Source organism: Maribacter sp. HTCC2170 (genome assembly GCF_000153165.2).
Lineage (GTDB): Bacteria > Bacteroidota > Bacteroidia > Flavobacteriales > Flavobacteriaceae > Maribacter_A.
Genome location: NC_014472.1, coordinates 624,682 through 643,215 on the forward strand (window position 1 = coordinate 624,682; position 18,534 = coordinate 643,215).

General features: G+C 37.1%; 19 protein-coding genes. 7 read left to right on the forward strand and 12 right to left on the reverse strand.

Going from position 1 to position 18,534, the window contains the following annotated elements; all coding sequences use genetic code 11:
• Positions 1-2: 2 nt before the first annotated feature.
• The 8 genes from FB2170_RS02930 to FB2170_RS02965 all read right to left on the reverse strand — a co-directional run bounded on the left by FB2170_RS02930 (position 3) and on the right by FB2170_RS02965 (position 8,679).
• Positions 3-2,438 (reverse strand): GH36-type glycosyl hydrolase domain-containing protein, encoded by a 2,436-nt coding sequence (locus FB2170_RS02930; RefSeq protein WP_013305015.1) that lies wholly within the window; start codon positions 2,436-2,438, stop codon positions 3-5.
• A gap of 28 nt (positions 2,439-2,466) precedes the next feature.
• A complete protein-coding gene (locus FB2170_RS02935) occupies positions 2,467-4,071 on the reverse strand; it encodes an MFS transporter (protein ID WP_013305016.1) in 1,605 nt (534 codons plus the stop codon).
• Positions 4,072-4,259: 188 nt separating this feature from the next.
• Positions 4,260-5,033, reverse strand: a complete 774-nt coding sequence (locus FB2170_RS02940; protein WP_013305017.1) for a family 16 glycosylhydrolase — start codon at positions 5,031-5,033, stop codon at positions 4,260-4,262.
• Positions 5,026-5,301: an ATP-dependent Clp protease adaptor ClpS gene (locus tag FB2170_RS02945; RefSeq protein WP_013305018.1), complete on the reverse strand. Its 276-nt coding sequence runs from the start codon at positions 5,299-5,301 to the stop codon at positions 5,026-5,028. Before FB2170_RS02945 ends, FB2170_RS02940 begins: the two co-directional genes overlap by 8 nt.
• A gap of 32 nt (positions 5,302-5,333) precedes the next feature.
• The gene (prmA, locus tag FB2170_RS02950) at positions 5,334-6,170 is read right to left on the reverse strand and encodes a 50S ribosomal protein L11 methyltransferase (RefSeq protein ID WP_041632649.1); all 837 of its coding nucleotides are present in this window, start codon (positions 6,168-6,170) and stop codon (positions 5,334-5,336) included.
• Between the two features lie 68 nt (positions 6,171-6,238).
• Positions 6,239-6,988: a triose-phosphate isomerase gene (gene tpiA, locus FB2170_RS02955; RefSeq protein ID WP_013305020.1), complete on the reverse strand. Its 750-nt coding sequence runs from the start codon at positions 6,986-6,988 to the stop codon at positions 6,239-6,241.
• Positions 6,989-7,039: 51 nt separating this feature from the next.
• Positions 7,040-8,137: a BT_3928 family protein gene (locus tag FB2170_RS02960; protein WP_013305021.1), complete on the reverse strand. Its 1,098-nt coding sequence runs from the start codon at positions 8,135-8,137 to the stop codon at positions 7,040-7,042.
• Positions 8,134-8,679, reverse strand: coding sequence for a DUF1599 domain-containing protein (locus FB2170_RS02965; RefSeq protein WP_013305022.1), 546 nt, complete (start codon positions 8,677-8,679; stop codon positions 8,134-8,136). The genes FB2170_RS02960 and FB2170_RS02965 overlap by 4 nt, the downstream gene beginning before the upstream one ends.
• Positions 8,680-8,793: 114 nt before the next feature.
• Between FB2170_RS02965 and folP the strand changes: the two genes are divergently transcribed.
• Positions 8,794-9,615 carry a dihydropteroate synthase gene (gene folP, locus FB2170_RS02970; protein WP_013305023.1) on the forward strand — a complete coding sequence of 274 codons (822 nt, stop codon included), beginning with the start codon at positions 8,794-8,796 and terminating at the stop codon, positions 9,613-9,615.
• A 54-nt stretch (positions 9,616-9,669) separates the two neighbouring features.
• Complete coding sequence (locus FB2170_RS02975; RefSeq protein ID WP_041633007.1) at positions 9,670-10,455, forward strand: diadenylate cyclase; 786 nt, start codon at positions 9,670-9,672, stop codon at positions 10,453-10,455.
• Here FB2170_RS02975 and FB2170_RS02980 read toward each other — a convergent pair.
• A complete protein-coding gene (locus FB2170_RS02980; RefSeq protein ID WP_013305025.1) occupies positions 10,452-12,218 on the reverse strand; it encodes an ABC transporter ATP-binding protein in 1,767 nt (588 codons plus the stop codon). The two genes, FB2170_RS02975 and FB2170_RS02980, sit on opposite strands and share 4 nt — an antisense overlap.
• A complete protein-coding gene (gene truA / locus FB2170_RS02985; protein ID WP_041632650.1) occupies positions 12,211-12,960 on the reverse strand; it encodes a tRNA pseudouridine(38-40) synthase TruA in 750 nt (249 codons plus the stop codon). The genes FB2170_RS02980 and truA overlap by 8 nt, the downstream gene beginning before the upstream one ends.
• A gap of 91 nt (positions 12,961-13,051) precedes the next feature.
• Between truA and FB2170_RS02990 the strand changes: the two genes are divergently transcribed.
• Entirely contained in the window at positions 13,052-13,546 is a 495-nt protein-coding gene (locus FB2170_RS02990) for a metallophosphoesterase family protein (RefSeq protein WP_013305027.1), read from the forward strand.
• Between the two features lie 88 nt (positions 13,547-13,634).
• Here FB2170_RS02990 and FB2170_RS02995 read toward each other — a convergent pair whose 3' ends face one another.
• Complete coding sequence (locus FB2170_RS02995) at positions 13,635-14,045, reverse strand: DUF4293 domain-containing protein (protein ID WP_013305028.1); 411 nt, start codon at positions 14,043-14,045, stop codon at positions 13,635-13,637.
• A gap of 194 nt (positions 14,046-14,239) precedes the next feature.
• Between FB2170_RS02995 and rho the strand changes: the two genes are divergently transcribed.
• The 4 genes from rho (at position 14,240) to FB2170_RS03015 (ending at position 18,215) form a co-directional block, all read left to right on the forward strand.
• Positions 14,240-15,871, forward strand: coding sequence for a transcription termination factor Rho (gene rho / locus FB2170_RS03000; RefSeq protein ID WP_013305029.1), 1,632 nt, complete (start codon positions 14,240-14,242; stop codon positions 15,869-15,871).
• A 198-nt stretch (positions 15,872-16,069) separates the two neighbouring features.
• Entirely contained in the window at positions 16,070-16,765 is a 696-nt protein-coding gene (locus FB2170_RS03005) for a hypothetical protein (RefSeq protein ID WP_013305030.1), read from the forward strand.
• Between the two features lie 21 nt (positions 16,766-16,786).
• On the forward strand, positions 16,787-17,461 hold the full coding sequence (locus tag FB2170_RS03010) for a hypothetical protein (protein ID WP_013305031.1): 675 nt from the start codon (positions 16,787-16,789) through the stop codon (positions 17,459-17,461).
• Positions 17,462-17,516: 55 nt separating this feature from the next.
• Positions 17,517-18,215, forward strand: coding sequence for a hypothetical protein (locus tag FB2170_RS03015; RefSeq protein WP_013305032.1), 699 nt, complete (start codon positions 17,517-17,519; stop codon positions 18,213-18,215).
• A gap of 42 nt (positions 18,216-18,257) precedes the next feature.
• Here the strand turns inward: FB2170_RS03015 and rpsT are convergent, their stop codons facing one another.
• Positions 18,258-18,509 carry a 30S ribosomal protein S20 gene (gene rpsT, locus FB2170_RS03020; protein ID WP_013305033.1) on the reverse strand — a complete coding sequence of 84 codons (252 nt, stop codon included), beginning with the start codon at positions 18,507-18,509 and terminating at the stop codon, positions 18,258-18,260.
• Between the last annotated feature and the right edge of the window lie 25 nt (positions 18,510-18,534).

Sequence of the window (18,534 nt, forward strand, 5' to 3'; positions counted from 1 at the left end):
AACTATCCCATAATTACCATTACCGAATGTTCTTTGCCCGCTTCTAAAATGGGCACTGTATTCGATTTAATTTCAGACCCGTTTACAAGTACTGTTTTCACCCCTTTACTTACGTGGTTTGGGTTTTGAACTTCTATGTTATAGGTTGCTCCCCGAAACTCCCGCGTCATTTTAAATCCGTTCCATTTGGTAGGGATACAAGGGTCGATAACAAGTCCGTCGTAATCGGTCTTCACACCTAATATGTATTGGGTAATCGCAAAGAAATTCCACGAAGCCGTACCGGATAACCAAGAATTTTTGGCTTCACCCGGTGTATGGGCCTCCTTACCTGCGATCATTTGGCAGTACACATAAGGCTCAACTTTATGCAATTCAGAAATATCCTCTAAGAAACTAGGTGCAATCTTGGTATAGTATTCATAGGCTTGATCTCCCCTACCTAAAATGGTCTCACCGATCATTATCCAAGGGTTATTATGACAAAAGATTCCGCCATTTTCTTTGTACCCTGCTGGATAGGTTGATATTTCACCATATTCTATATAATACTTTGTAAAAGCTGGGTAGTTCAACACAACACCATATTCACAATCCAAATGCTCCTTAACGGCATTCATTGATTTTTCAACCATTCCTTCTTCCTTACCTATTTCGGCCATGGAGCACCAACCTTGTGATTCTATGAATATCTTGCCCTCCTCATTGTCATTGGAACCGACTTTCTTTCCAAAATAGTCATAAGCACGTAAGTACCAATCGCCATCCCAACCGTGCTGCTTTACAGCTTCAATCATTTGGTCAACATGTGTTTGCGCTTTATTAGCTTCAGCTTCATTTCCTATTCGGTTACATAATTTTACATACTCCTTTCCGTAGACTACAAAAAGACCCGCAATCATTAATGACTCAGCTGTTCTACCTTTTTTATTTCCGGTGGTCTGGAACGAATCATTTGGGTTTTCAGAGAAACAGTTCAGATTGAGGCAATCATTCCAATCCGCTCTTCCAATCAATGGAAGTCCATGAGGGCCAAGATTGTTCACAACATGATAGAAAGAAGCTTTTAAATGGTCAAAGTGTGGTTTCGCTTTTGATTCATCATTATCAAAAGGCACCATTTCATCCAAGAGCGAAAAATCACCCGTTTCCTTGATATATTCTGTGGTCGATAAAATCAACCATAAGGGATCATCATTAAAATCCCCTCCCACAGCGGAATTCCCTTTTTTGGTCAAAGGTTGATACTGGTGATAGCACGAACCATCCTCAAACTGTGTGGATGCTATGTCAAAAATACGCTCTCTTGCCCTTTCAGGAATTTGGTGTACAAATCCTATTAAATCCTGATTGGAGTCCCTAAATCCCATTCCACGGCCAATTCCTGATTCAAAGAAAGAAGCGGAGCGTGACATATTAAAGGTGACCATACATTGGTATTGGTTCCAGATGTTCACCATACGGTCCAAACGATCATCACCGGAATCAATATTAATCTTACCCAATAGTTTATCCCAATATACCGCTAAGGCATTATAGGCGACATTAACTTTTTCAACAGTATCAAACTGGGATATCATTGCCTTTGCAGGTTTCTTATTTATGACACCCTTGCTCTCCCATTTATCATCTTTATCGACCTCAACATAACCCAACATGAATATCAAATCTTCCTGTTGCCCTGGCTGTAACTCAATCTCAAAATAATGTGAAGCTATGGGTGACCAACCATGTGCAACCGTATTCTTTGGTGTACCATCATTCACTACATCAGGATTATCAAAATCATTGTACAACCCCACAAACGATTCCCGGTCAGTATCATAACCATCTATTGGGCGATTGGATGAATAGAATGCATAATGGTTTCTACGTTCTTTGAACTCCGTTTTGTGGTAAATGGTTGAATCCTCAATCTCAACTTCACCTGTGGAGAAGTTTCTCTGAAAATTGGTCATATCATCCTCGGCATTCCACAAACACCATTCAATAAAAGAAAAGAGTTTTATTTTTTTGGTTTCTGAGGCAGTGTTCTTTAATGATACTTTTTGAATCTCGCCCCAAAATCCCAATGGGATAAACTGTAAAATCTGAGCTTCTAGACCATTCTTTGAACTATTGAATTTGGTATAGCTCATTCCGTGTCGGCATTCGTAAGAATCCAAAGGTGTTTTTAACGGTTTCCAACCCGGTGACCAGGTTGTATCTCCGTCTTTTATGTAGAAGTACTTTCCGCCATTATCAACTGGAACATTGTTATACCTGTAGCGTGTTAATCTTCTAAATTTCGCATCTTTATAAAAAGTGTACCCTCCACCTGTGTTCGACGTTAGGGAAAAAAAGTCCTCATTCCCTAAATAATTGATCCATGGGTAAGGTGTTTTGGGATTGGTAATGACATATTCTTTATTAGCATCGTCAAAATGACCATATTTCATATTCTAAATCTTTAATCTTTAGTAAATTTTATTCTTGAAGTCTTCTGTTTTTCAACTCTAATGTTATTTCATCAAGTTTCTTTTGTGTGAGTGGATAAAGGAGCATTAAACCTGCTGCTATTGCCGTAATTATTGCCGGCACCCAACTCATCAACATTATTATCCCCGGAATTGCCCCTTGGATAGAATTAGCGTCCTGACCATTATAATGGAAAGCACCCAATATCATACCTATTATGGCACCAGCTAAACCACCACCAAACTTGGTGGCAAATGAGCCTGCTGAATAAATTAGACCAGTAGCCCTTCGCCCGTTCTTGAATTCGGAGTAATCAGCAGCGTCACCGAGCATGGCAAAGAATAGGGTTGGGAATATTGCAGCTGCGAACTCTGAAATAATACCAATAGTGAATATTGCACCAATATCTTCTGGGCCACAAAACGCAAGTAAAGCGTTTACACCTCCAGAGAAAATAAGGGCGTATATGAAGAGATTTCGCTTTCCGAACTTTTTTCCAAGAGGTGAAGTGACCATTGCGCCAATCACCGAAGCAATCATTAAACCAATAAGGAACGAAGCCCCTAACAATTGATCATTTAGATAGTGGGTAAAGTAAATAATAACAATACCCTGTTTTATTGAATTATAAACATTGAAAAGAAGGCCAATGACCAATAGTACTAGCCAAGGTTTATTAGAAATTAAATCTTTGAAATCTTTTTTAAGATTATTCTTCTGCTCTTTTGGTGGTTGAATTCTTTCCTTGGTGGTATAGAATGTCAAGAACATTAATATCGCCAAAAATATAGACATCAAATACATTGAATTACTGTACCCCTTTTTTTGATCAATGATTGTAATCTTATCCTGTGAAAGGTTTTCTTCTCCGTCAACTATAAAGGCGTATTTTTTATCTGCCTCAATTGAAAAACTCTTTCCGTGCGTAGGTGTATTTTCGTCGGAAGCTGATTCTGTTTCCTCCCAAGTGAACATGGCTATACCATCTTCTGTTTTAATGTTCACATTTTCTACATCGGATGGAGCAGAAACAACTACCCTAAATTTCTCATCAGCAAGTTTATTTACTTCGACATCAGGATTTACATTCCCAAAATAGGCCACCAAAAAAAGCAAGGCTCCTTGCACCAACATACCACCACCAAAAGCACCGACCATTCTGTAAGAACCCAAGCTCGTACGTTCCTTATCATCTCCCGTCATCACAGCCATAAGCGCACCATAAGGCACATTATTCGCGGTATATATCAGCGTAAAGAATATATAGGTTATGTAGGCATATGCAATTTTACCTGATGTACCTAAATCAGGGCTGATAAACAACAATGAAAGAATTGCCGCTAATGGAACTGCTGTCCATAAAATCCAAGGCCTGAATTTACCGTATTTTGATTTTGTTCTGTCCCCGATGATACCCATCAACACATCGCTAATACCATCGCTAAAACGAGCGACTAGCATCAAAACCCCAACAGTAACAGGACTCAACCCAAAAACATCAGTATAAAATATGAACAAAAAGGTGGCTACACCTCTCCATGCAATATTTGCCGCGCCATCTCCTAACGCATATCCGATTTTTTCCTTTACTGATAGTTTTTCTAATGAAGACATGGCTTTTCCTATTGGTTAACATCCAAAATTACTCAATAAACAAAGCTATGACTAACCGTAATTAGTCTATTTCTTAGACAATAACAAAGCAAAAAAGCACTCAAAAAGCATAACTATGAATTATCACTTCATTGCGCAGAAAATGACAATAAATAAAATTCAGGCTCCACAATGGTAGAAAAAAGCTTCTAATTTTGAAATACTTTTATATAATCAATGACAAAATCTTGAGGAAACATGGAGTCATCAATTTCCGGGCCGCCGAAGTTTCCTCCAACTGCCAAATTCAAAATCATATAAAATGGTTGATCAAAGGGCCATACTTCTTTTGTACGCTCTTTTGGATTGAAGGTGTAAATAAGACTATCGTCAAGGTAAAACCCAATTTTCTCTGGTGACCAATCGACCATGTAAGTATGAAAGCCTTCTTCAATATCTTTCGCTTTGGTCTTTTTCGTATTAATGGTATTGCCGTGACTATCTTTGGTATGCAATGAGGTAAAAATTTCATCAGGCATCTTGCCTACATATTCCACAATATCAATTTCACCGCAAAGTGGCCAACCTACTTCAGTAATATTTGAGCCGAGCATCCAGAAAGCAGGCCATACCCCAACCCCTAATGGTAATTTGGCACGTGCCTCGACCCTACCATATTTAAATTCAAACTTGTCTTTGGTTGTGATTCGTGTTGAAGTGATCAACGAATCTTCTTTTTTGGCCGTTATATAGAGATAACCATCTTTTAACGAATGGTTGGTCCGAGTATAAATCTGGGGCTCATCGTTACCCCAACCACAAAGGTTAGGACAGCCATCACCCAATTCAAAATTCCAGTTTGAGGCATTGAGCGTATCACCATTAAAATTCTCTTCCCAGATTAATGTGGTGGCTTTCTGCTTACAAGAAGAAAATACAACTAAAATAATAAGCAATGATATGTAAGAAGTGGATCTAAACAATTTCGGCACTTAAACCTGCTTGTAAAAGCTTGGAACATCTTGGTTCAAGATCTTTATATTCCCCGGTCTTTACTGTACATTTTCCATTGTAGTGGACAATCAATGAACATTGTTCTGCCTGCTCGGGCGTATGATCGCATGCAGCAATCAAAGTATCAATTACATGATCAAAAGTATTTACCTCATCATTGAAAAGTACGATTTCATTCTGCTTTACGGCTTCCTTCTCTAAAAGTAGCTCCTCTGAAAGTTTTTCCTTGGTACCCATCGTCAACTAAATTATACATGATATCAACTAATCTAAAATACATATTTTACCGCAACCCAATTATTATTTTCAAGGTTTTTTTCAAATTTCAATCCGGACTCATTGCATTTCTGGCTTATCAATGGAATATCTTCCTTATAAAATCCACTTAGAAAAAGTTGTCCTTTTGGGTTCAAACATTTAACGTAGGTAGGAATATCATTCAACAGAATGTTTCTATTGATATTGGCAATAATTACATCATAGCGTTGATTGGTCAACAAACTTGCATCTCCTTCATAAACCTCAACAGCTTGATTGCCGTTACGCTCTACATTTTCCTTGGCATTCAAATAACACCAATTATCAATATCTATGGCATCAACAGCTGAAGCTCCTTTCATGGCTGCTAGAATGGCAAGAACACCTGTACCACTTCCCATATCCAATACCGATTTACCATTGAAATCATGATCCAAAATAAATTGAAGCATCATATGTGTTGTTTCATGATGCCCAGTACCAAAACTCATTTTTGGTTCAATAACAATATCAAACTCAGTATTTGATTTTTCATGAAAAGGCGCGCGCACCTGACATTTGTTACCCACGGTGATTGGATTGAAATTCTGTTCCCAAGTGGCGTTCCAGTTCTGTTGTTCTATTTTCTTTAAAACATAAGAAACCTCAAAAAGTGGGTTCCCCAATATAGAAACACCCTCCAGAATACCCTCATGCCAATCGGTTTCCTGAATATAAGCTTGAACCCCATTCTCCTTTTCAACAAAGCTTTCAAAACCGGCAGCACCCAATTCCGCGATCAGAATATCTGTTGCTGGTTGCAATGGCGAAACCATGAACTCGTATTCTATGTAAATTATGTTCGACATGATAGTCCTATGAATAAAATGCCCCTTAAAAGTTTTTAAGGGGCATCACATTTTATATTTATTTAGCTCTAAATTCCATTGATAATCGCGACGAAATCATCTGCAACCAATGCCGCTCCCCCTATAAGGCCACCGTCAACATCTGGTTTTGAGAAAATCTCCTTCGCATTACCTGGTTTTACACTACCACCATATAAGATAGAAACATTTTCTGCTATCTCATTATTGAAGGCGTTTGCAATGGTCTTTCTAATAAAGGCATGCATTTCTTGAGCTTGTTCCGGAGATGCCGTTTCACCGGTACCAATGGCCCAAACGGGCTCGTAGGCCAGTATGATACTACTCCATGCGCTTGGATCCAAATCGAACAACGCATTACGTAACTGGCTTTCCACTACTTTAAAATGATTGTCAGATTTACGATCATTCAATTCCTCTCCAAAACAGAACATTATCTGCATATTCTTTGCCAAAGCCGCTTTTACCTTTGTTGCCAAAATCTCATCGGTCTCACCAAAATAGGCTCTTCTTTCTGAATGACCCAAGATCACGGTATCAATACCTATGTTCAACAACATATCTGCAGAAATCTCGCCAGTATATGCTCCACTTTCAGCATTGTGCATATTTTGGGCAATGACCTTTATTTTTGAACCCTGGAGCTTGCTTACAGCACTGGCTAAATTCACAAATGTTGGTGACACCATTACCTCAGCATCTGTATTAGGTAATTTTGCTTCTAACTCTATAACCAAAGCCTCCGTTTCTGCGAGGTTCTTGTTCATTTTCCAATTTCCCGCTACTATTTTACTTCTCATCTCTTACTCACTTAAATGTTTTACAATCTTTTTTATTGAATGCTTTTTATCCTAATTAAAATTCAAATCGTTAATATCATTAAAATGCACCTTTTGCTTTATAGTCCCTTTTTCCAAAACCAATGCACCAGGATTGGAACGGACTATTGTTTTTAAAGTAGTCTCATCTGTAAAATAAAACTGCATGTTCAAACCATATTCCTGTATTAACCTATCAGTTTGTTCAGGTCCAGAAGCAGACATCCCTATTACCTTGTAGCCTTTATCTACTGCCAAATCCACAACCGTTTTAACTTCTTCAAACGCGTTTAGTTTACTCTTCCTTAAATCATAAGCGATGATCATCATAAGTTTTTCCTCTTCCAATAATGAAGCAGCAAAATCTTCCCCGTTTTGTTCTATTGTAAAATCATGAACAGGTAGCTCATATCCTTTTTGCACTTCTGTAGTCTCTACCTCGATAAACTCACCATCAACCGAAGGATAATCCCCATTGGTCACAATTATCTTTTCCTCACCATTCACATTGAATTTCCATGCGTAATCAAATATTGGCTTGGGAGCATCCTCTGGAACGCTCATACCTTCTTGAATATTTGCTCCAATTTTATAAGGTCTAAAATCTATAGCTGGAAGATGTCTTAAAACGTGATTGGCATATAGTATACACAACACCAAAGAAATGGCGGTAATCACACGTTTGGCATTAGACCCAAAAATTGGTTTCACATACTTTCTACCAACAAACAGTATTACAATGAACACCAATAAAACAACATCTTTCGTAAACGATTCCCAAGGAGTTAATTTAACCGCATCACCAAAACAACCACAATCTGTCACTTTATTGAAATACGCAGAATAAAAAGTGAGAAAAGTGAAGAACACAATCATCAACAGTAAGCTCCATAAGGTGAATTTTGCTCTAAAACCAATTAACAGCATTACCCCCAATAACACTTCAAAAATGACAACAAATAACGATAGGGCAAGTGCATAGGGCACCAAAAAGGGTAAATCCAATACGCCCTGGCTAAAGTATTCTTCAAGTTTGAATGAAAACCCTACCGGATCATTGAGTTTTATAAACCCGCTAATGATAAAAAGAACACCAACAAAAACTCTTGAGAACGCAACTAAATACTTCATTCCGTTTCTTCGTTTAAATGAATCATGGCAAAAACCGCATAATTGACCATATCCTGATAATTAGCATCAATACCCTCGCTTACCAAGGTTTTACCTTTATTGTCCTCAATCTGCTTTACACGTAGTAATTTCTGTAGAATCAAATCAGTTAATGAGCTTACTCGCATGTCTCTCCACGCCTCCCCATAATCATGGTTCTTATCCTCCATAAGCGATTTGGTCATAGAGATATGTTTATTGAAAAGGTCTAAGGATTCTTTTGTTGAAAGGTCGGGCTGCTCAACAACCCCCTTTTCCAATTGAATCAAGGCCATAATCGAATAATTGATAATACCTATGAACTCTGAGCGCTCGTCTTCATCTACCTTTCTAACCTCGTTTTGTTGCAAACCTCTAATTCGTTGTGCCTTAATAAAAATTTGGTCTGTTAATGAGGGAAGCCTTAGTATGCGCCACGCGCTACCGTAATCCTTCATTTTTTTTTGGAATAAATCCCGACAGGTCTTTATTACGGCATCGTACTGTTCAGAAGTCTGCTGCATGTAGTTTCACTAATTTGCGTAAATTTCGCTTAAAATATTTAAACATCAAAGTTCGAGGTTTAAAGTGTGTAAATCAAACTTTAAAGCATCAACTTTGCAGTAAAAATCAACAGAATGACCCTAAATTGTAAAGGAAACTTAATTGACTTAACCACACCTAAAGTCATGGGCATACTCAATATTACCCCAGATTCTTTTTATGATGGAGGAAAATATGAAAATGACACATCCATACTTGAGCAGGTTGAAAAAATGCTTTCTGAAGGAGCGATCTTTATAGACGTTGGTGCATACAGTTCACGACCTGGAGCAGACCATATCACCGAAAATGAAGAAAAAGACAGAATAGTTCCGGTTATAAGGTCCATTATAAAACGATTTCCCGAAGCAATACTTTCTATTGACACTTTTCGCAGTACAGTTGCCTCAGCATGTCTCAATGAAGGAGCATCAATAATCAATGACATTTCAGCTGGAAAACAAGATGATAAAATGTTTGAGATCGTAGCGCAACACCAGGCCCCTTATATAATGATGCATATGAAGGGTACACCAAAGAACATGCAACAAAATACCAACTACAAGAACTTGATGACGGATATACTATATTATTTTTCAGAAAGATTGTCAGAGGCAAGGGCACATAAGATCAATGATATAATCATAGATCCCGGATTTGGATTCAGTAAAACCCTAGAACAAAATTATGAGTTGTTACGAAAAATGGATTTATTGAATACTTTGGAATTACCTATTTTGGTCGGAGTAAGCAGAAAATCAATGATTTACAAAACATTGGACGTGACACCACAGGAGGCAATGAATGGCACAACTGCGTTGAATATGATCGCGCTGCAAAAAGGTGCCAAGATTTTACGTGTTCATGACGTTGCCGAAGCCATTGAATGTATTACATTAAATGAACATTTGAACTGATCAAGTTAGGTACGTTGTAATCTATTTTTGTTAATTTTACCAAAACGGCAAGGATTGGATTTTTTAAATTTTCTCGACTTTAAGATTACCGATATCATCGACATTATCTTAGTCGCCGTACTTCTCTACTACATTTACAAACTTGTAAGAGGCTCTGTTGCTATAAATATTTTCATTGGTATAGTTATCATTTGGGGGTTTTGGAAGCTTACCGAACTACTTGAGATGGAAATGATCAGTAGTATGGTAGGTGGGTTTATGCAAGTAGGGCTGATTGCCCTAATCATTGTTTTTCAGCAGGAAATTAGAAAATTTCTTTTGATGATAGGCTCTACGAACTTTGCCAACAAACGAAACTTCATTAAACGATTCCGTTTTTTAAAGACTGACGGGATTGGAACCAATATTGATGTTGATGCAATTTTGGGAGCATGTGAAATTATGGGTGAATCAAAAACAGGTGCCATTTTGGTAATCAAACGAAATAATTCACTGGATTTTGTTAAATCGAGTGGTGATCAAATGTATGTAGAAGTGAACCAGCCCATCCTAGGCAGTATTTTCTATAAAAACAGTCCGTTACATGATGGTGCCGCAGTAATTGAAGACAATTATGTGACTGCCACACGTGTTATTTTACCAGTTTCGAATGAACGCAATATTCCCTTGCGCTTTGGTCTTCGCCATAGGGCTGCAGTCGGAATCACAGAACGCACCGATGCACTGGCCCTAGTGGTAAGTGAGGAAACGGGTAATATTTCCTATATAAAAAATGGAGAGTTTGTTTTGTTCAAAGACCTTACCGAGCTCGGTAATATGATGAAAGAAGATTTGATTTAAGCTACCTCTTCTTCCATAAATTGGGCTTCATAAAGATTATTATAATACCCGCCTTTTTTCAATAACTCGTAATGTGTCCCAGATTCAACTATTTTACCGGCATCCATCACTAAAATCTTATCGGCTTTTTTGATTGTAGCCAAGCGGTGCGCAATAATTATTGAGGTTCTCCCCTCGGTGATTTTTTCTGTAGCACGCTGAATCAATCGCTCGGAATACGTATCAACAGAAGATGTTGCCTCATCAAGAATAAGTATACTGGGATTACTAACATAGGCTCTTAAAAAAGCAATAAGTTGACGTTGTCCGCTAGACAGCATAGAGCCTCGTTCTTTTACATTATATTGATATCCCTCTGGCAAACTTGCAATAAATTCATGTACCCCAATTTGTTTCGCAGCTTGTTCAATAGCCTCTATCGAAATTGATTCATCCTTGAGTGAAATATTATTTGCAATAGTATCTGCAAAAAGGAATACATCTTGCAAAACCACGGCAATATGTGACCGCAATGAGGCCAATTTATAATCTTTACTATCAATACCATCAATTAATATATGGCCGGAATTAATCTCATAAAAACGGTTCAACAAATTAATAATGGTCGATTTTCCCGCACCAGTCGCACCGACTATAGCAATGGTCTCTCCTGCTTTGGCATCAAAGGAGACCCCATGGAGTACCTCCTCATCTTTTAGGTAACCAAAACGCACATCCGAGAATTTAATATCACCGTTTACACTGGTCTTTTCCACCGTGCCCAAGTCATCTATATTACTTTCGGTATCTAATATTGAAAATACCCTATTGGCCGCTACCATACCCATTTGCAGGGTATTGAATTTGTCCGCTATTTGCCGTAGGGGTCTAAACAATATTTCAATACAAAGTATGTAGGCAAAAATAGTACCTGCCACATTATCAGATATATTAGTGACATTTTGCAATCCGCCATACCAAACAACTAAACCAATGGCAACAGAAGAAACTATCTCGGCAATAGGAAAGAAAATGGAGTTATACCAAACGGTCTTCAACCATGCCTTTTTATGCTTTTCATTAATTTCCCTAAACTTGTCGCTTTCAATTTTCTCTCTAGTGAACAACTGAACTATTTTCATACCAGTCAGCCGTTCCTGCACAAATGAATTTAAATTGGAGACCTGTGCCCTGACTTCAATAAAGGCAACTTTCATTGCTTGTTGAAATAGCCTTGTTGCATATAAAATAACAGGGAGCAGGGCAAAAACTATCAATGCCAACTTCCAATTCATATAAAGCATTAAAGCTGCAGCAGCTATCATTTTCAATAAATCCGCAACTATCACAAAAAAGCCTTGACTAAAAATTTCACCGATCCGTTGCATATCGGCCACAGCTCGAGTCACCAAGACACCAAGGGATGAATTATCGAAATATTTCATTCTGAAATCCAACATATGCTCGAATAGTTTTATCCGAACATCCTTAATCACTGACTCACCGAGCCAATTAGCGTAATAGTTGAACAATAACTGACATATGACTTGGGCCAAAAGAACCCCCAACATGGCCAAAACCAGGAATAACAATTTTTCAGCATCTGACTTTTTGATGGCTTCATCAACAATTTGTTGTAAAAAGTAAGGACTCAATACCGCAAAAGCAGAAAGCAGAATAGCGAATAAGGCTACACTGTAAAACGTTACTTTATATGGCTTTGTGTGCGCCAGCAATCGTTTGAACAAACCAGTATCAAATGCTTTTCCAGATTCTTTACTCATTTTTGGTTATAGTCTTTGGGTATTCAATTTTAGTTAAATATAATCCTTTTGCCGGTACTGAGGCCCCAGCCTTTGTACGGTCCTTGCTCTCCAAAATCCTTTGAATATCGGCTAAACTTGTTTTGCCGGTTCCAACGTCGATAAGCGTTCCTACTACTGCCCTTACCATATTTCTTAGGAACCTATCTGCAACAATCGTAAATACCAGTTTATCTTCCTCCTCTGTCCAAATTGTTTTGCGAACATCACATAAATAGGTATGAACATCAGTATTCGATTTTGAAAAACACTCAAAATCCTTACGCCCTAAAAAGAGGTTGGCAGCGTCATTCATTGCCTTAACATCAAGAGTGTTTTTAACAAAATGTGCCCTATCAAAATAAAAAGGGTTCTTCTTTTGGGTTATCCAATATTCATATGTTCGTTCTGTAGCATCAAACCTGGCATGTGCTTCACCATTTACAAGATAAATCTGCGAAACGGCAATATCGGCCGGCAAGAATGCATTCATACGATAGACCAAATCCTTAGAATCAATGCTATCTTTAAAATCAAAATGGGCAAACATTTCTCTGGCATGCACCCCAGCATCAGTTCTACCCGCTCCCACAACGGAAATTGGACTCCTTAAAAGTTTGGATATGGCATTTTCCAAAACTTCCTGCACCGTTAGCGCATTAGGTTGATTTTGCCAACCATGATACGACTTACCGAAGTATGAAAAAGTGATAAAATATCTCAAGTGAATCCTTTATTTTTGCGGAGGTTAAATATACTTCGTTCCGTTCAAAAAGAAACCGAATACCCTTATTTTTAAGCTTAATTTAAGTTTTATGACCAAGATTCTTTTGTTATCTGATACCCATGGCCATATTGATGACTCAATTTTAAAATACGCTAAACAGGCCGATGAAGTTTGGCATGCCGGCGATATTGGAAATTTAGAAGTAACTGATGCCATTGAAAAAATAAAACCACTTAGAGCGGTATTCGGAAACATTGATGACCATATCATTCAAAAAGAATTTCCGCTCAACAAAAGATTTATGTGTGAAGAAGTTGATGTCTGGATTACCCATATAGGAGGTTACCCACCAAAATACAAAACCAAAGTCAAAAAGAAAATCGTAGCCAACCCACCTAAATTATTCATTAGTGGTCATTCACACATTCTAAAAGTCATGTGGGACAAAAAATTGAATCTACTTCATATGAATCCCGGTGCCTGCGGAAAACACGGGTTCCATCAAGTACGGACCATGCTACGATTTGTTATCGATGGTGCAGAAATCAAAGACCTAGAAATAATTGAACTGGGTAAAAGATGATATTACTTGAATCCAGTTCTTTTTAAAACGCAAAAAACCCTGATGCTTCCATCAGGGTTTACGCACTAATACTACTAAGATGTTAGGTTTAACGCAAACGATCCACAGATTTTACAAGATCTTCATCCTTCTTTATAGCTCTGTTGGCCAGAACTAAAAAAACGATAGAAAATACAGGAATCAACATCCCAATACCCTTCTCTGAAACCAAGGTTTCTCCGGATAAGTTTAGCGATCGGTAAACGAAAAATCCTAGTAAAAAAAGATTCAATATCATATTCAATCTGTTAACAACAAATTGATTTTGTCTTTTCTTAAATAAAAATATGGCAACAATCGCCAATACCGCTGAACTATAAAAAGCGATCATTGTCCCCATTTCGGTCTGGGCAAAAACCTCATTTCCATCAGCATTTTTCCAAAGATTCAACCATATTGGCAAAAGTGCACTTATACAGGCCACCACCAATAAAAATATAGATTGAACTCTTTGAATCATTGCTTTTCTTCCTTTTCGAAAGGCAAAAATACATGTCTTTTAAAAAATATCCCTGTATTATTGAAAATAATTTGTAATATTGTTGCGTTATTAGTTATATCACTTACCAATAAGGGGATTCTTTTCCCTCGAAGTACCCAAATAACAATACACTTCTTAAATTTTCTAAAGACGTATAATTTATACCATACTTAATGTTCGAGATTTCAGATTTAAAATCGAAAAAGCTTCCTGAATTGCAGGAAATAGCAAAGGGATTGAAAGTCCCAAAGTTCAAGAGTTTAAAAAAACTGGATTTGGTCTACCAAATATTAGACCTACAAGCTGCAAACCCAAAGGCAACAGCGGAACTATCGACTTCCCCTGACCCTGCCGAGAAAAAGAAACCTGCTCCTAGACCTAAAAGAGCACGTGTCGCTGCAGAAAAGAAAACAGAGAGTCCTAAAACCGAGAATGAGAAGACTGAGGCTGTTAAACCAGCACAATCAGAAACTTCTAAACCACCGGTCAAAAGAGAGCAAAAACAAGGGAATAAACCAAACCCAAGGCCAAATCCCAATCAAAATGTCAAAAAGGACCATCACAATAAAGGTCAGCAACATAAAAATCAACATGCTAAAAAACCTCATCATCAAAAAAATGGTCAGGATAAACGTAACAGCAATTTTGACAAAGATCTTAAAAACAGGTACAAGGAACCTGAGTTTGAATTTGATAGTATTATCGCTAGTGAAGGTGTCTTGGACATTATGCAAGATGGTTATGGTTTCTTAAGATCATCTGATTACAACTATCTTTCATCACCAGATGATATTTATGTTTCCCAATCACAGATTAGATTGTTTGGCTTAAAAACTGGTGATACTGTTTTAGGAAATGTGCGCCCGCCAAAAGAAGGTGAAAAGTACTTTCCTTTAATTAAAGTGAACAAAATAAATGGTATTGATCCACAGGTTGTTCGTGACAGAGTTTCTTTTGAGCATCTAACACCATTGTTCCCTGATGAAAAATTCAATCTTTCAGAACGTCAGGCGAGCATATCTACACGTATCATCGACTTGTTCTCTCCTATAGGAAAAGGGCAAAGAGGTATGATCGTATCACAACCAAAGACTGGTAAAACGATGCTTTTGAAGGATGTTGCAAATGCCATCGCTGCCAATCATCCTGAAGTTTATCTTATTGTTTTATTGATTGATGAACGCCCTGAAGAGGTAACCGATATGCAACGGAATGTACAAGGCGAAGTAGTTGCTTCTACTTTTGACAAAGAAGCTACGGAGCATGTTCGCGTTGCGAACATAGTGTTGGAAAAAGCAAAACGTTTGGTTGAATGTGGACACGATGTAGTTATCTTATTAGATTCAATTACCCGCTTGGCAAGAGCATACAATACGGTACAACCAGCATCTGGAAAGGTATTAAGTGGTGGTGTAGATGCCAATGCATTACATAAACCAAAACGTTTCTTTGGAGCTGCCCGTAATATTGAGGGAGGTGGATCACTTTCTATCATCGCAACAGCACTAACGGACACTGGATCAAAAATGGACGAAGTTATATTTGAGGAGTTCAAAGGTACCGGTAACATGGAACTTCAACTGGATCGCAAGATCAGTAATAGAAGAATATTCCCTGCTATTGACCTTACTTCATCCAGCACACGTAGAGATGATTTATTACTTGATGAAAGCACGATTCAACGCATGTGGATATTGCGAAAATACCTAGCAGACATGAATCCTATTGAAGCAATGGAGTTTATTGAGCAACGTATTAAACAGACTAAGAACAATGAAGAGTTCTTAATGACAATGAATCAGTAGTACTCTTTACAACTCATAAAACATAAATCCCAAAGGTCTAGGCTTTTGGGATTTTTTATTACCATTCAACAACTTAGGTATTTATTAATTCATTATCAATTTTAATGTAATCGGGTTATTTTAATATCTTTATAAGGCAAAGAATACACTCCCCCTGTTTTTTTTTGCATGAACATTCTATAACCTAAAAACATTGTTATGATCAAACCAAAAAAATCTCTTTTTCGTTTAATTGTGTTATCTCTTTTCGTTTTCAGTCTTAATAGTTGTGCTGAAAAAGTGGAAAAGGAACAAGAAGATGCTCCAGAAGTCTTGGCTCCTAAACAAATAGTACAGATTGACCAAGCGAAGAAGATGTATGATAATTACACCGATCGCAGAATGCCATTGATTCAAAACTATGAGGACTCAATCAACGGAGGCAAGAAAAAGTTTGATGTTGCACGCTATGTGTCTTACGATTACGAAACAATAAAACAATACTTGGCTTTTATAGAACAGGAGGCCAAAAGGGCGAATGTAGAAATCTCTGGATTGCGTTTCTATTTTTCAAATTATCCGGACAGTCCTAAGTTTGAAAATGGAGAACCTATATTACACCCTAGACAAAATTCAGTGATGTTGTCTCCTACATTGAAAGGAAAAGATAGGGAATATCTATTCTATATCGGAGGAACTGAGGCTGACCAACAGGCAGTACTACTCTCAGACAGTTTTGGACCAATAGATACTAATGGAGTTGGTAGCATTGACAATGACAATACTAAGTCACATGCCTCTTTTTTACCCAATATGCCTGAATCAACGACAAACACAACGTTGAATGCATCTTTCTACGCCGGAACCAGTCTTACTATGAATAAAGGTGGAGGCGCGCCACCACCATATAATTAATATTAAGTTATACCCTAAAATTTGTTCGATTTTTTAGCAAAAAACTATTTTATTCCACTCTATGTGGCCGCATTGATTATTTCTTTAATTCGCTATCGTTATTATTTCGAAAGTGTTTTAAAATATTTTCCGATGTTCATCGCATACACACTAGTGACAGAATTAATTGGTATTTTAATTCGGGATTTTGAAGGTTTTCAAATTGTTTATGAGGAGAGTTATCACTATGCAAACTATCTTGTATTCAACATTTACGATGTTGTTTTCTTTATATACTTCTATTCCTTATTCTGGAGAGTTGTAAAGAATTTAAAATCTAGACGCATTATTATGTATGGAGCTCTAATTTATGTTATCGCGGCAATTGTCAATCCTTTTTTTCAAAATGTCCTGGTTTTCCCTCAAATATATGCATCGACTGTAGGTTCCATTATTCTGATAGTTGCTATTTTTCTTTATTATAATGAGATTAAGAAACAAAAAGAAAAGAAGCGAAATCTAATGGTTTGGATAAGTTTTGGTCTCTTGGTTTTTAATCTTTTATTTCCATTTATTTCGCTCACTGCCCGATTTGACTATGACCTTTACCAAAGATTATTTCTTAGACAAATTCATTACATATTAATTGTAATTATGTATTCTTGTTTTGTCCTAGGTTTTTTACTTATGAGACAAATGCGCCCAAAAGAAGCCTAAAAATTAAATAGGTATTCATTTTGAACTTAAGATACTTAGAATATAATGACCAATTATGGTTAGCGAACTTACAGACTTTCTATTCAACAATTATTTCTTGGCTTTCTATGCCTTGGCTTTGGTTTTTTCTTTGGTCACCTATAAAAAATACTTTGACACTGTTTTAAAATACCTACCCATACTCATAACATATACTCTGATCACGGAAATCCTTGGTCTCTTGATTAGGGATGTTGAGGAAATTCAAATTGTTTATTTAGATGGATACTCATATTACAACCTCCTGATTTACAATATATTCGATATTATATTCTTCTTATTCTTTTTTTACGTTTTCTGGATTGTACTTTATGCCAAAAGGTTTAAGCGATTAATAAAATATGGTGGAATACTTTTTATTATTGTTAGTCTAGTCAACCCATTTTTTCAGGATTTTGTTCTCTCACCACAATTATTTGCTTCAACTGTAGGATCGGTCGTATTAATTGCCTGCATATGGTTTTATTTTATTCAATTGAAATCAAACCAAGAAATTCGGAATAATAGGGACCTGTTATTTTGGATCAGTATAGGGCTTTTGGTTTTTTATTCTTTTTACCCATTCATATTTATCATAGGGCATTATGACCATGGTTTATATCAAGAGCTGTATATACGGCAAATACTACATCTATTAATAGCATTTATGTACTCTTGCTTTATCCTAGGCTTTTTGCTCGCAAAAAGAAACGTAAGGCAAAAAAAAATGCCCTGACGGGTACCGTCAGGGCATTTATAAAATATTTTGAAAAGTATATTACAATGCAGCAACGTGCTTTGCCAATTTACTTTTTAAGTTAGCAGCTTTGTTGGAGTGAATGATATTACGTTTGGCCAACCTATCGATCATACTAACAACCTCAGGCAATAACTTCTCAGCATCCTTTTTCTTCTCCTCACCGCGTAATTTTTTGATAGCATTACGGGTAGTTTTATGCTGATATCTGTTACGTAAACGAACAGCTTCATTTCTTCTGATTCTCTTTAATGCTGACTTGTGATTTGCCATCTTCTCTTTTATTATGTTTTAAGGA